We start from the raw sequence: 13,759 nt of genomic DNA, 5'->3' as shown, positions 1-13,759 counted from the left end.
GGGAATCCGTCATGACGGAGCAGCTGACAGAAACGACCATGACGCCGGATCCGCAGCCGGATCCACCGCGGTGGCGGGAGGTGTACGCCGACGGTGGTCCGCAGGCCGAGCGGGCCGCGTTCGAGCGGCTGGCGCGGGAGATCATGCAGGTCCAGCTGAAGAACCGCCGGCGGGCCGGCGCGCGGGGCGTCCCGCACCCGGTCGACCGGGCCGTCCACGCCAAGGCGACGCTTGCGGTCGACGACGCGCGGCTCACGTTCTACGACCTGCCGGCCGACCTGCGGGTGGGGTTCGCCCAGCCCGGACGGAGCTACCGCACCCAGGTGCGCTTCTCGAACGCGTCCGGGACCGCGCGGCCCGACAGCGAGGGCGACCTGCGCGGCGTCGCGCTGCGGGTGGTGGTGTCCGACGCGGAGCAGCACGACCTCCTCGCGACCAACTTCCCCGTTTCACACGCCCGCGACGCGCGGCAGTTCGTGAAGTTCGCCAACGCGACCGCCGGTGGCGGTCTGTCCCGGGCGGCCGGCCTGGTCAAGCTCGCGGTCGTGTGCGGTCCGCTCGAAACGATCCGCATGGTGCGGCGGGTCCGGAAAGGGCTCCGCACCATCCGCAGCATCGCGACCCAGACCTACTGGAGCCGCGGCGCGATCCGCTGGGGCGACACGCTGGCCGTGCGCTACCTGCTGCGACCCGAACCCGCCGCCGTCGACGCGCCGGTGCCGGCGCGACCCGTTCCCGACTTCCTCGCCCGCGAGGCGGCCGATCGCCTGGCCGCCGGCGACGTGCGGTTCGAGCTGTGCGTTCAGCGGTTCAAGGACGAGAGGTCGACGCCGATCGAGGACACCTCGGTCGAGTGGCGGGAATCCGACTGCGCGCCGGAGCCGATCGCGGAGCTGACGATCCCGCGGCGGCCGGCCGCCGGCGTCGCGGACGTGGCGGAGCCGGACGCGCTGCGGTCCGTCGATTTCAATCCCTGGAACACGACGGAGGACTTCCGCCCGCTCGGCAACCTCAACCGTGCGCGCAAGGCCGCCTACGACGCCAGTGCGGCGCACCGCCACGAGCTCCGGTGGCATCGGGAGGTGCCGCTGCGCAACGTCGTCCTCTCCGCGGCCGCCCGGTCGCTGTTCCGCGTCGTCAACGGGTTCGTTCCCTGGCACCGGCTCGGCGTCCGGCTCGGCCTGCTCAACCTCGACGCGTTCCGCGCGGTCCTGCGACGTTCCAACCTGATCGACACGGAGGAGCGCGAGGCACCGCCGCAACCGCGCCCGGTTCCGCCGGCCCTGCCGGAGACCGCGCGGGTGTTCCGCACCTACGACGGCAGCTACAACGACCTGTCCGCTCCGGCGATGGGTGCGGTGGGCGCGACGTTCGGCCGCAACATGGCCGCCGACGTTCGGCGGGACCTCCTCGACGAGCCGAACCCGGTCACCGTCGCCGACCGGCTGCTCCACCGCGAGGTGTTCCGGCCGGCCACGTCGTTGAACCTGATCGCCGCCGCCTGGATCCAGTTCCAGGTGCACGACTGGGTGCATCACGGTCGCTACCCGCTGGGGCGTCAGGACATCGTGGTGCCGCTGCCCGCCGGCCGGGACCGGTGGGTCAACTCGGTGGACGGGCCACCGGAAGACGTCATGCGCATCGCCGGTAACAGGCCGCTGCCCCCGCTCGGCCCCGCGGTGACGCCCCGGTTCGCCAACGAGGCCTCGCACTGGTGGGACGCCTCGGAGGTCTACGGCTCCGACGAAGCGACGGCGCGCTCGCTCCGCACCGGTGCCCGGCTCACCATGACCGAGGAAGGATTCCTGCCCCGGGACCTCAACGGGTCGGTCATCACCGGGTTCAACCAGGGTTGGTGGCTCGGCCTGAGCGGCCTGCACACGATGTTCGCCCGCGAACACAACGTACTGTGCGACGAGCTCCGGGCGAAGTACCGCGGATGGGACGACGAGCGCGTCTACCAGACCGCGCGGCTCATCGTGTCGGCACTGATCGCGAAGATCCACACGATCGAGTGGACCCCGGCGATTCTCGCCACCGAAACGCTCGACCTCGGGATGAACACCAACTGGAGCGGCCCACCCGCGCACGAGTGGCTGACGAAGCTCGGGATCTGGTTGCTCGACAACCAGGCGGCCGTCGGCATACCGTCGACGGTTCCGGACCATCACGCGGCGCCGTTCTCGTTGACCGAGGACTTCGTGACGGTCTACCGCATGCATCCGCTGCTGCCCGACGACTACGTCCTGCGTGACCACCGCACGGGCGAGGTGCTGCGTCGGCTGGAGTTCGCTGACGTTCAGGGCGCCAACGCGGACGACCAGCTGCGGGCCGCCGGGCTCGACAGCATGCTGTACTCGTTCGGGATCTCCTACCCGGGTGCGATCTCGCTGCACAACTATCCGCGGTCGATGCGGCGGTTCGAGCGCGACGGCGAGATCGTCGACCTCGCGGTCGTCGACCTCGTCCGCAGCCGGCACCGCGGAATCCCCCGGTACAACGACTTCCGCGCCGGGCTGCACATGCCGCGGATCCGGCGGTGGGAGGACATGTGCGCCGATCCCCGGTCGGTCGAGGTGCTGCGGGAGACGTACGGCAGTGTCGACGAGGTCGACACCATGGTCGGATTGTTCGCGGAGACGCCGCCGGACGGGTTCGGCTTCTCCGACACCGCGTTCCGGATCTTCCTGCTGATGGCGTCCCGACGCCTGCAGAGCGACCGGTTCCTCACCGTCGACTTCCGTCCGGAGATCTACTCCCCGCTGGGCATGGACTGGATCGCCACCAACACCATGGCGAGCGTGATCCGGCGCCACTGCCCGGAGCTCGCGGCGGTGCTCCCCCGCGACGGGAACGCCTTCCGCCCCTGGCGCGCGCGATGACCGGCCACCCCGGGTTCGACGCGCTGCTCGCGCGGCCGTTGCTGCAGACCGTCTTCCAGCGGCGGACGCACCGGGTCAGCCGCGGTAGCTCGCTGTCGGCCGGTTCGATGAGCTACCGGTCGGCGGAGCCGCGCGCGCCGTTGACGGAGCTCGAGGAAGCGGTGCTGGTCGCCCTGACCGGCTGCACCGGGCTGACGATGCCCGACCGGCCGTTCGCCGACCCGCGCACGGGCGCGCCCATCATGGCCAAACCGAACCTCACCATGGCCGGGCGCACGGCGGGCAGTCCCGACAACGCCCAGGGCACGGCGTTCTTCCTGATCAACGACAGCGGAACCTACTTCCTGCGCAACCTGCCGCCACCGCCGAACGGCGCGTCGCTGCGCGACCCGGACGAACTGGTCGCCCGCGCACACGAGGCGAAGGTGCGCATCTCCGACCGTCGGATCGACGTCCCGGGCGACGATCGGGACTTCCCCGCCTACCTGGACTCCAACCGGTTCCTGTCGAACCTGCCGGGAACCACCATCCTGTTCCCGGTGGTCGATCTGTCCCGGCAGTACATCAACGGGTTGATGTACCTGCTGACGCAGCCCGCCGGCGCCCGGCCGACGATCGTCGACGACCGGAACTTCTACCGCCCCGCCGGCGTCAAACGGTGGATCCGCAAGGGCTTCCTGAACAAGGACATCAAGCTGCCGCTCGGCGCCGTCGGCGCGCTGCGCACGCAGATCGAGGCGGATCTCCTGCTGCAGAACCTCATGCTGGGCGCCGACGCGATGGGACTCGGCGCGTGGATCCACGGCACCATCTCGCCACCGGTGCTGCTCGGTGACCCGAAGTTCCGCAAGCGGTACGGGCCGATGCTGAACTTCGAGTGGGCCGTGCCCCGTTGGCGGATCGCGGACGTGCTCCGCTGGCACGTGCCGCTGCCCCGCCACGCGGCGCTACGCGCCAACGCGATCGGGCTCAGCCACGACGGCGGGTATCTGCTCAGGGCGATGTGCCCGCCGCACTTCCCCACCATGCGGCACGCGGTCGAGGCCGTCGTGGCCGACAAGTTCGGCACCGACGGCATCTACACCGACAACGCGGTGTTCGAGCGCATCTTCCGGGAAAGCTTCGGCGGCACGTATCTGAAGGAGGCCAGCGACTACGCGGCGGACGTCATCGAGTGCACGATCGACATCTGTACCTACATCTACGAGACACACGGGCGGTTCCCCGCGCACTGCGAGGCGATCCACGTGCCGGGGGTGTGGCTGCAGGCGCACCACGTCGACGAGCCGTACTACCGGCGGTACTTCCAGGACGGCCTGACCGAGGCGCACCTGTCCCACGACCGGCTCTGGCACGCCACCTAACCGGCCGTCATCCGTCGACCAGCCGGACATGTTCGGTGAGGTCCGCCGCGGCCCGGCACACCCGCGCCACGACGTCGGGCAGGCGTTCGTCGGTGATCCGGCGGGACAGCGCCGCGACACTGATCGAGGCGATCACCGTGTCGTGGTCGTTGCGGACGGGTGCGGCCACGCCGAGCACGTCGGGGTCGAGTTCGCCGCGGGAGACGGCGTATCCGGCGGCGCGGATCTCGGCGAACCTGGCCTTCAGTTCGTGCGTCGTGGTGAGGGTGCGTTCGGTGGACCGGGTGAGGTCGCCGGCCGCCAGAACGGCGTCGATCTCGTCGTCGGGCTCCCAGGCCAGCAGCGTGTAGGCGGCGGCGCCGGCGTTGACGGGCAGGATGTGCCCGCGCTCGTAGGACAGGCGCACCGGTCCGGCGCCCGCCTCCTCGCGTTCGAGGCAGACGACGGCGGCGCCGGACCGCCGGGTCAGCAGGACGGTCTCGCCGACCTCGGCGGCCAACCGGAGCATCACCGGCCGGGCGAGGGTCGACAGGCCGTAGCTCCGGCGGGCGAGCCTGGCCAGTTCGAGCACCCGGGGGCCGAGCCGGTACGCGCCGGCGTCGGCCTCCTCGATGAAGCCGGTCGACACGAGGCTCTGCAGGTACCGGTACGCCGAGGACCGGGTGACGCCGATGTGCTCGGTGACCTCCAGGGCGGAGACCGTCGGGCGGGCGTCGTCGAACAGCAGCAGGATGTCCAGCGTCCGGTCGGCGGTCGAGTTGCGCGGACGGTAGGCGCTGATCTTGGTTCCTGCCATGCAGGACAGCGTACCCGCATGCAAGAAATCGGCCGTTGACGCCCGCCCTCCCCCGCGCCTACCCTCCTTAAAAATCAGGATCGCGTTCCTGAAAACCAGGATCGAGGGTGATCTCGTGGGCATCATCGAGCTCGGGCACACCGGCTTCTGGGTCACCGACCTGGCCCGGATGACGGACTTCTACACGCGGGTCCTCGGGCTGACCGTGACCGACGAGGACCCGGACCTGGGCATCGTGTTCCTCAGCTCGCGACCGGACACCGAGCACCACGAACTGGTGCTGCAGCGGGGCCGGACGGCACCGGACGGTGCGAAGCTGACCCACCAGGTGTCGTGGCGGGTGGACTCGCTCGACGGTCTCCTCGAGTTCCACCGGCGCTTCCGCGCGGCCGGCGTGCCCGTCCAGCAGGAGGTGACCCACGGCAACGCGTTCGGCATCTACTTCTTCGACCCCGAGGGCAACCGCAACGAGGTGTACCTCCGCGTCGACCGCGACGTGCGGCAACCGTTCCGCCGGTCGCTCGACCTCGACCAACCGGTCGAGCAGATCTACGCGGAGGCGGAGCGCCTGCTGACCGACCCGGGGCCGGCGTACCAACCGATCCTGAGTTCACCGCCGGACCAGCAGCGGTGACCGTCGACGTCCTCGTCGTCGGTGCCGGACCGACCGGGCTGACCGCGGCCAACCTGCTCGGCCGGTACGGGATCCGGACGCTGGTCGTGGAGCGCAACCCGTCGACGAGCACCGACGCCAAGGCGATCAGCCTCGACGACGAGTCGATGCGGACGCTGCAGATGGCCGGCTGGGACGAGGCGGTCTACGCGATCGTGCTGCCCGGCACCGGAACCCGGTACTTCGGTGCCGGCGGCCGGCCGTTGCTGCACGCGCGCGGCGGCCGGCCGTACCGGCTCGGGCATCCGGTCAAGAGTGCCTTCGCCCAGCCGGACCTCGAACGCACGCTGGTGGCCGGTCTCGCCCGCTTCCCGCACGTGAGCGTGCGGTTCGGCGCCGAGGTCACCGGGATCACCCAGGACGCCGACGGGGTGGACGTGTCGCTGGCCGGCGGCGACCGGGTGCGGGCCCGGTACGTGCTGGGCTGCGACGGCGGCCAGAGCGCGGTGCGCCAACTGCTGGGCGTCCCGATGCTGGGCCGTTCCTTCGACCAGGTCTGGCTCGTGGCCGACACCCTCGACGACCCGCACGACCAGCGCTACGCCATGCATCACGGCGACCCGCGCCGGCCGCACGTGATCGTGCCGGGACGCGACGGCCGCTGCCGGTACGAGTTCCTGCTGTCCCCCGGCGAGGGGCGGGTCGGCGAGGCACCGGACCTCGCGTTGGTGCGGCGGCTGGTCCGGCCGTACCGGGAGCTGCGACCCGGTCAGCTCGAACGGGCGGTCACCTACCGGTTCCACGCGCTCGTCGCGGCCCGCTGGCGCGACGGGCGGTGCCTGCTGCTCGGCGACGCGGCACACATGATGCCGCCGTTCGCCGGGCAGGGACTGAACTCCGGGGTCCGCGACGCGGCGAACCTGTGCTGGAAGCTCGCCGACGTGCTCGGCCGGCGGGCCGGAGCGACCCTGCTGGACAGCTACGAGACCGAGCGCCGGCCGCACGCCGAAGCGATGGTGGCGCTGTCGGTGCGGCTGGGCGAGGTGGTCATGACGACCAGCCGGCGCCGCGCGGCCGTGCGGGACCTGGCCGTCCGCCTGGCGATGCGGGTGCCGCCGGCGCGCCGGTTCCTCGAACAGATGCGGTACTGGCCGGTCGGGCGCTTCCGGGACGGATACCTGGTCGCCGCACCGACCGGGCCCGGCCGCGGGTTCGTGGGCGCCCCGTTGCCGCAGCCGCTCGTGCTGCTGCCCGGCAGCCACCGGCCGACCCGGCTCGACCGCGTGCTCGGCGACGGCGGCGCACTGCTCGGCATCGATGTCGACGACAAAGCATGGTCCACAGTGGACGGACAGGATCACGCCCGCGTCGCGGTGGTCCTCGACGACCGGCGGCCGGCCGAACACGCGGACCGCGTCACCGTCGCCGACACCGACGGCGCGCTCCAGCAACAGTTCGCCGCGCTGCGCGGCCACTTCGTGCTCGTGCGACCCGACCGGGTCGTCGCGGCCGTCTTCCGGCCCGACGCCGCGTCGGCGGTCCTGGACGAGCTGCGCCGCCGCCGGGCGCCCGGCGCGCCGGCGTCCGCTCCGGCGGCAGAAAGGGTGACCCGATGAGACTCGCGACGGTACGCACGGACACCGGAACCCGGGCCGCGCGTGTGGCGGCCGACGACGCGGTGCTGCTGCCGGCGGCCGACCTGAACGAACTGCTCCGGATGCCGGACTGGGAGTCGCTCGCGGCGGACGACGGGCCGCGGTTCCGGCCGCGGGAGGACGGGTTCGCGCCGGCCGTACCGCGTCCGAACAAGATCGTGTGTCTGGGCCTGAACTACCGCTCCCACATCAGCGAGATGGGCCGCGAGCCACCCGCCTTCCCGACGCTGTTCGCGAAGTTCGACGGCGCGCTGATCGGTGCGTTCGACCCGATCGCGCTGCCCTCGGTGAGCGACCAGGTCGACTGGGAGGCCGAGCTCGGCGTGGTGATCGGACGCCCCGCGCGCCGCGTCGACGCGCGGCACGCGCTCGACCACGTGGCCGGCTACACGGTCGTCAACGACGTGACGGCACGCGACTGGCAGCACCGGACCCGGGAGTTCCTGTCCGGCAAGACGTTCGAGGCGACCACACCCGTCGGCCCGTACCTGGTCACCAGGGACGAGTTCCCGGACGGCGAACCTGACCTCGCCATCAGCTGCGCCGTGGACGGCGTCGTCATGCAGTCGGCCCGCACCGGCGACCTGCTCTTCGGCGTCGCGGAAACCATCGCCTACATCAGCCAGATCATCACGCTGCTGCCCGGCGACCTCATCGCGACCGGTACGCCGGGCGGGGTCGGCGCCGGCCGCGATCCCCGCGTGTTCCTGACCGCCGGCCAGGAGGTCGTCACGACGATCGAGGGCGTCGGCACCCAACGAAACAGGTGTACCCGATGACCAGCGATCCACTGTGGACACAACACCTCGCCGCCGACGCGCTCGACCTCGTGCACGAACGGGCCCGGCCGTACCTCGACGCGCTGCCCGACCGGCCGGTCCGCGACGTCGACGGCAAGCCCACCCTCGACGACCTCGGCGGCGACCTCCCCGAGGCGGGTACCGGCGCCCTCGACGCCGTGGCGGAACTGCTGCGGATCGGTCTCGCCACGGCCACCCACTCCACCGGGCCCCGCTTCTTCCACTTCGTGGTCGGCGGCTCGACCCCGGCCGCCATGGCCGGCGACTGGGTGACGTCGCTGCTCGACCAGGCCGGCGGCCTGTGGACGGCGTCGCCGCTGGCGAGCACCGCCGAGACCGTCGTGCTGCGCTGGCTCAAGGACCTGTTCGGCCTGCCGTCCGGGCACGGCGGGGTGCTCACGCCGAGCGCCACCCTCGCCAACCTCACCGGTCTCGCGGCGGCACGGTGGTGGTGGGCCGACCGGCACGGCGTCGACATCACCGCGACCGGCTTCGCCGGCCTCCCGCCGATGCCGGTGCTCTCCAGCGGCCTGGTGCACCCCAGCGTCCGCAAGGCGTTGCAGATCCTCGGCTGCGGCCGGGACACCGTGCGGGTGCACGCGGCCGACGGCACCGGACGCCTCGACCTCGATGCGCTGGCGGAGACGCTCGCCGCCGTCGACGGGCCGGCGGTCCTGCTGGCCAGCGCGGGCGACGTCAACACCGGCGCGTTCGACCCGATCGACGACCTCGCCGACCTGGCCGACCGGCACGGCGCGTGGCTGCACGTCGACGGCGCCTTCGGGCTGTTCGCCGCGCTGTCACCGGTCTCCGCGCATCTGACCCGGGGCATCGAGCGCGCCCACTCGGTCGCCGCCGACGGGCACAAGTGGCTCAACGTCCCGTACGACTGCGGGTTCGTGTTCGTCCGCGACCCCGACCTGCTGACCCGCGCCTTCGGTTCGTGGGGTGCGGCGTACCTGAGGTCGGGCGACGACGACCACATCGACTACAACACCCGGGGACCGGAGTCGTCGCGCCGGGCCCGCGCGTTGCCGATCTGGGCGACGCTGCGGGCGTACGGGCGCGACGGTCATCGGGAGATGGTGGAACGGCACCTGCGGCTGGCGCGTCACCTCGCCGACCGGGTCGACGGCGCGCCCGATCTCGAACTCCTCGCGCCGGCGCAGCTGTGCGTCGTGTGTTTCCGGTACCGACCGCCGGGCCTGCCGGCGGACCGGCTCGACGATCTGAACGCCCGGCTCGCCACCGAGGTCGTCGCCGACGGCCGGGTCTATCTGGGTTCCACCGTCTACGACGGCGTCACCGCACTGCGGCCGGCGATCGTCAACTGGCGAACCACGGAGGCCGACGTCGACCTCCTCGTCGACATCGTGCGCGAAACCGGCGCGCGCATCACATCAGGAGGTGCACACCCATGACCCGGACCGACATCGCGAGGCTCAGGGCACTCGACGAGGCGCACGTCATCCACCCGCATCGCCCGGTGACGCATCCCGGGACCGTCATCATCGACCGCGGTGCGGGATGCCTGATCTGGGACGTCGAGGGCCGGGAGTACCTCGACGCGACCGCCGGGCTGGCCGTCACCCACGTGGGTCACGCCCACCCGGCGCTGGTGGCGGCCGCGACCGAGCAGCTCGGCCGGCTGGAGTACTACCCGTCGTTCTGGGAGTACGGGAACCCGCGCGCGATCGAGCTGGCCGCCCGGCTGGCGGCGCTCGCGCCCACCGGTCCCGGAAAGGTCTTCTTCACCAGCGGCGGTTCCGAAGGCATCGAGGCGGCACTGCGGATGGCCCGGTTCTACCACCACGAGGGCGGCGAACCCGGGCGCACCGTGGTGCTCGCCCGCACCAGCGCCTACCACGGCGTCGGGTACGGGTCGGGGTCGCTGACCGGCTTCGCCGACTACCACGTGGGTTTCGCGCCGATGCTGCCGGACGTGCGGCACCTGACGCCACCGTGGTCGTACCGGCGGGAGCTCTTCGACGGTGCCGACCCGACCGATTTCTGCGTGCGTGAACTGGAACGGGTCATCGCCGAGGTGGGGCCGGGGCGGATCGCCGCGTTCGTCGGTGAGCCGGTGATGGGCGTGGCCGGCATGGTGACGCCGCCGGCCGACTACTGGCCGCGGATCGTGGACGTGTTGCGGGCCAACGGCATCCTGTTCGTCGCCGACGAGGTCATCTGCGCCTACGGGCGGACGGGCCACTGGTTCGCCACCGAACGCTACGGCGTCACGCCCGACATCACGGTGACGGCCAAGGGACTCACGAGCGGATACGTGCCGCTCGGTGCGGTGCTCGTCTCCACCGAGGTCGCCGCCCGACTCGACCGCGGTCCCGACGGTTTCCCCATCGGCTACACGTACTCCGGGCATCCGACCGCATGCGCGGTGGCGATGGCGAACCTCGACGTCATCGAGCGCGACGGTCTGGTCGAGCGGTCGGCGTCGCTCGGCGCGCGGCTGCTCGACGACCTTTCCGCGTTGGCGGACCGGTCCGCCGTCGGCGAGGTACGGGGCGCCGGGCTGATGCTGGGACTCGAACTGGTCCGCGACACCCCGGCGGGCCCGGACATCGGCGCCAACGTCTCCCGGTACATCCGGGCGAAGCACGGCGTGATCATCCGCAACCACGACAACGTGCTGTCGATCTCTCCCCCGCTGGTCGTCACCGACGAACAGGCCGACCGGATCGTCGACGCCGTACGCGACGCGCTCGACCGGCTCGACCCCGACGGGACCGTGTCGTGATGCTCACCGACGACCGGTGGCGGCTCGGCGCCTACGCCGAGGGCTGGTACGCCGGCGGCGGCGCCACGATCGACGTGACGGAACCCGCCACCGGCGCGGTGTCGGGCTCCTTCGCGTCGGCGTCGGCCGACGCGGTCGCGACGGCCGCGGCGACAGCGGACCGCGCGCAACCCGCCTGGGCGGAAGCCGGGCCGGCCACCCGGGCCGGTCTCCTCGACGCCGCCGCGCGGGTCCTCACCGACCACCGGGACGAGGTGACGAGCACCCTCGTCCGGGAGTCCGGGTCGACGGTCGCGAAGGCGACCGGCGAGATCGACGGAACGCTGGCCGAACTCCGCGCGGCGGCGGCCCTCGCGATGCAGCCGCAAGGGCGGCTGCTGCCCGCCGACCGGCCGGGACAGATCAGCCTGGCCCAACGCGTACCGGTCGGCGTCGTCGGCACCATCACGCCCTGGAACGTGCCGCTGCTCCTGGCGGCGCGCACCGTCGCGCCCGCGCTCGCGCTCGGCAACACGGTCGTGCTCAAGCCCGACCCGCACACACCGGTCTCCGGCGGCGTCGTCCTCGCCGAGGTGTTCCGCCGGGCCGGTTTCCCCGACGGCGTGTTCACGCTCGTCCTCGGAGCGGCCGGAACGGGCGAGGCGCTCGTCACCGACCCGCGCGTCGGCCTGGTGTCGTTCACCGGATCGACCGCCACCGGGCGGCGCATCGGCGAGCTCGCCGGACGCCACCTCACGAAGGTCACCCTCGAACTCGGCGGCAACAGCCCGTTCATCGTCCTCGACGACGCCGACCTCGACCGGGCCGCCACCGCCGGCGCCTTCTCCTCGTTCCACCACCAGGGCCAGATCTGCATGGCCGCCTCCCGCCACCTCGTTCACGAACGGGTAGCCGAGGAGTACGTCGCGCTCCTCTGCGAGCGGGCGCGGAAGCTGCGCATAGGCGACCCGGCCGCCGACCCGACCGTGGACCTCGGTCCGCTCATCGACGACCGGCAACTGTTCCGGGTGGCCGGCATCGTCTCCGCGACCGTCGAGGCGGGCGCCACCGTTCGGGCCGGCGGCGATCCCGACGGCCGGTTCTACCCGGCGACGGTGCTGTGCGGTGTCACGCCGGGCATGGCGGCGTTCACCGAGGAGATCTTCGGACCGGTCGCGCCGGTCACCGTCTTCGCCGACGACGAGGAGGCGCTGCGCCTCGCCGCAATGACCGACCACGGCCTGGCGGCGGCGGTGCACTCCCGCACCGAGCACCGCGCGATGCGCATCGCCGCGCGGATCCCGGCCGGAATGGTCCACATCAACGACCAGACCGTCAACGACACACCGCACGCCCCCTTCGGCGGGCGCGGCGCGTCCGGGAACGGCGGCCGGTTCGGTGGCGAAGCGAACTGGGAGACGTTCACCCAGTGGCAGTGGCTGACGTTCAACGATCCGGCGACAAGCGGGAGGACAGACCGATGACCCACGACACCCGAGCAGCCGCCGACTCCCTCCGTCCCGGTGCCATCGGCACCGCCGGCATCGTCTTCTTCGTCGTCGCTGCCGCCGCGCCGCTGGCCGCGACGCTCGGCGCGGCCCCGCTGGTCTTCGGCGCCAACGGCATCGGCGCGCCCGGCGCGTACGTCGCGGCGACGGTCGTCCTGCTGCTCTTCGCCGTCGGCTACGCCACGATGAGCCGGCACGTGACCGGTGCGGGCGGCTTCGCCACGTACATCTCCCACGGACTCGGCGGTGCAGCCGGCCACGCCGCCGCGTTCGTCGCCCTCCTCGCGTACAACTGCATGCTCGCCGGCATCGTCGGCCAGCTCGGCGCGTTCGCACAGTCCACAGTGGACGACAAGTGGGGGCTCGACCTGCCGTGGCAGGTGTGGGCGTTCGTCGGTGTCGCGATCGTGGCCGTGCTCGGCTACCGGGACGTGGGCCTGAGCGCCCGGGTGCTCGGCGTGCTGCTCGTCGCCGAAGTGGTCGTCCTGCTCGTCATGGACGTCGTCGTCATCGTCCGCGGCGGCGCGTCGGGGCTCGCGTTCGAGGCGTTCGACCCCACCACCGTGTTCGACGGCGCGGCCGGTATCGCCGTCATGTTCGCGTTCTCGTGCTTCGTCGGCTTCGAGGCGACCACGATCTACGGCGAGGAGGCCCGCGACCCGCGACGCAGCGTCCCGCGGGCCACGTACGTGGCGATCCTCGCCATCGGCGTCTTCTACACCGTCACCATGTTCGCGATCGGCACCGGCTACGGAGCCGGCGACGTCGCCGACGAGGCGCGGGCCGACCCGGTCGGGTTCGTGTTGAGCCTCAACACCCGCTACGTCGGGTCCGCCTCGACCACCGTCATGGAGCTCCTCGTTCTCACCAGCCTGCTGGCCGTGGTGCTCGCATTCCACAACACGCTGTCCCGCTACCTCTACTCGCTCGGTCGGGCCCGGGTCCTGCCGTCCCCGCTCGGCCGGACCCGGCGTGCCGACCAGGCCCCGCACGTCGCCAGCGCCGTACAGACCGGAATCACCGCCGTGATCGTCACCGGGTTCGCCGTGGCCGGCGCGGATCCGTTCCTCAACCTCTTCGCGTGGCTGGTGGGCCTCGGCACGCTCGGCGTGCTCGTGCTGCAGGCCGCCACGTCGGTCGCGGTCGTCGTCTACTTCCGGCGGACGCGCGGGGACGCCCGCCCGTGGCAGACCCTGATCGCGCCGACGCTCGCCCTCGTCGGGTTGACCGGCGCGGTGTACCTGGTGACGCGCAACTTCACGGTGCTGACCGGGGTGACCTCCGGCCCGGTGCTGCTGCTGCCGTGGCTGATCCCGGTTGCCGCACTGGTCGGTCTCGCCGCCTGGAGCCGGACCCGCCGGACCCGCCTGTAGCGGGTCGGTAGCGGCGAGCGCCCGCCCGGTTCGG

At 72.2% G+C, this 13,759-nt stretch carries 10 protein-coding genes; 9 read left to right on the top strand and 1 reads right to left on the bottom strand.

The window, feature by feature from the left end:
• Window positions 1-11: 11 nt before the first annotated feature.
• On the top strand, window positions 12-2,882 hold the full coding sequence (locus tag Vau01_RS22180) for a peroxidase family protein (RefSeq protein WP_239151768.1): 2,871 nt from the start codon (window positions 12-14) through the stop codon (window positions 2,880-2,882).
• Complete coding sequence (locus Vau01_RS22175) at window positions 2,879-4,246, top strand: hypothetical protein (RefSeq protein ID WP_203995930.1); 1,368 nt, start codon at window positions 2,879-2,881, stop codon at window positions 4,244-4,246. The genes Vau01_RS22180 and Vau01_RS22175 overlap by 4 nt, the downstream gene beginning before the upstream one ends.
• 7 nt (window positions 4,247-4,253) lie before the next feature.
• Here the strand turns inward: Vau01_RS22175 and Vau01_RS22170 are convergent, their stop codons facing one another.
• On the bottom strand, window positions 4,254-5,042 hold the full coding sequence (locus Vau01_RS22170) for an IclR family transcriptional regulator (protein ID WP_203995928.1): 789 nt from the start codon (window positions 5,040-5,042) through the stop codon (window positions 4,254-4,256).
• Between the two features lie 115 nt (window positions 5,043-5,157).
• Between Vau01_RS22170 and Vau01_RS22165 the strand changes: the two genes are divergently transcribed.
• Genes Vau01_RS22165 through Vau01_RS22135 form a run of 7 tightly spaced genes read left to right on the top strand, consistent with a single transcriptional unit; the run spans window position 5,158 to window position 13,725 of the window.
• On the top strand, window positions 5,158-5,676 hold the full coding sequence (locus tag Vau01_RS22165) for a VOC family protein (RefSeq protein WP_203995925.1): 519 nt from the start codon (window positions 5,158-5,160) through the stop codon (window positions 5,674-5,676).
• Window positions 5,673-7,271 carry a bifunctional 3-(3-hydroxy-phenyl)propionate/3-hydroxycinnamic acid hydroxylase gene (locus Vau01_RS22160; RefSeq protein WP_203995922.1) on the top strand — a complete coding sequence of 533 codons (1,599 nt, stop codon included), beginning with the start codon at window positions 5,673-5,675 and terminating at the stop codon, window positions 7,269-7,271. Before Vau01_RS22165 ends, Vau01_RS22160 begins: the two co-directional genes overlap by 4 nt.
• Window positions 7,268-8,089 (top strand): fumarylacetoacetate hydrolase family protein, encoded by an 822-nt coding sequence (locus tag Vau01_RS22155; RefSeq protein ID WP_203995921.1) that lies wholly within the window; start codon window positions 7,268-7,270, stop codon window positions 8,087-8,089. Before Vau01_RS22160 ends, Vau01_RS22155 begins: the two co-directional genes overlap by 4 nt.
• Complete coding sequence (locus Vau01_RS22150) at window positions 8,086-9,531, top strand: pyridoxal phosphate-dependent decarboxylase family protein (protein WP_203995919.1); 1,446 nt, start codon at window positions 8,086-8,088, stop codon at window positions 9,529-9,531. The genes Vau01_RS22155 and Vau01_RS22150 overlap by 4 nt, the downstream gene beginning before the upstream one ends.
• A complete protein-coding gene (locus Vau01_RS22145; protein WP_203995917.1) occupies window positions 9,528-10,865 on the top strand; it encodes an aminotransferase family protein in 1,338 nt (445 codons plus the stop codon). Before Vau01_RS22150 ends, Vau01_RS22145 begins: the two co-directional genes overlap by 4 nt.
• Entirely contained in the window at window positions 10,865-12,328 is a 1,464-nt protein-coding gene (locus tag Vau01_RS22140) for an aldehyde dehydrogenase family protein (protein ID WP_203995915.1), read from the top strand. Before Vau01_RS22145 ends, Vau01_RS22140 begins: the two co-directional genes overlap by 1 nt.
• Window positions 12,325-13,725 (top strand): APC family permease, encoded by a 1,401-nt coding sequence (locus Vau01_RS22135; RefSeq protein WP_203995913.1) that lies wholly within the window; start codon window positions 12,325-12,327, stop codon window positions 13,723-13,725. Before Vau01_RS22140 ends, Vau01_RS22135 begins: the two co-directional genes overlap by 4 nt.
• Window positions 13,726-13,759: the final 34 nt, after the last annotated feature.

The organism is Virgisporangium aurantiacum (assembly GCF_016863635.1).
GTDB lineage: Bacteria > Actinomycetota > Actinomycetes > Mycobacteriales > Micromonosporaceae > Virgisporangium > Virgisporangium aurantiacum.
This window is presented reverse-complemented; position numbering and strand designations above follow the sequence as displayed.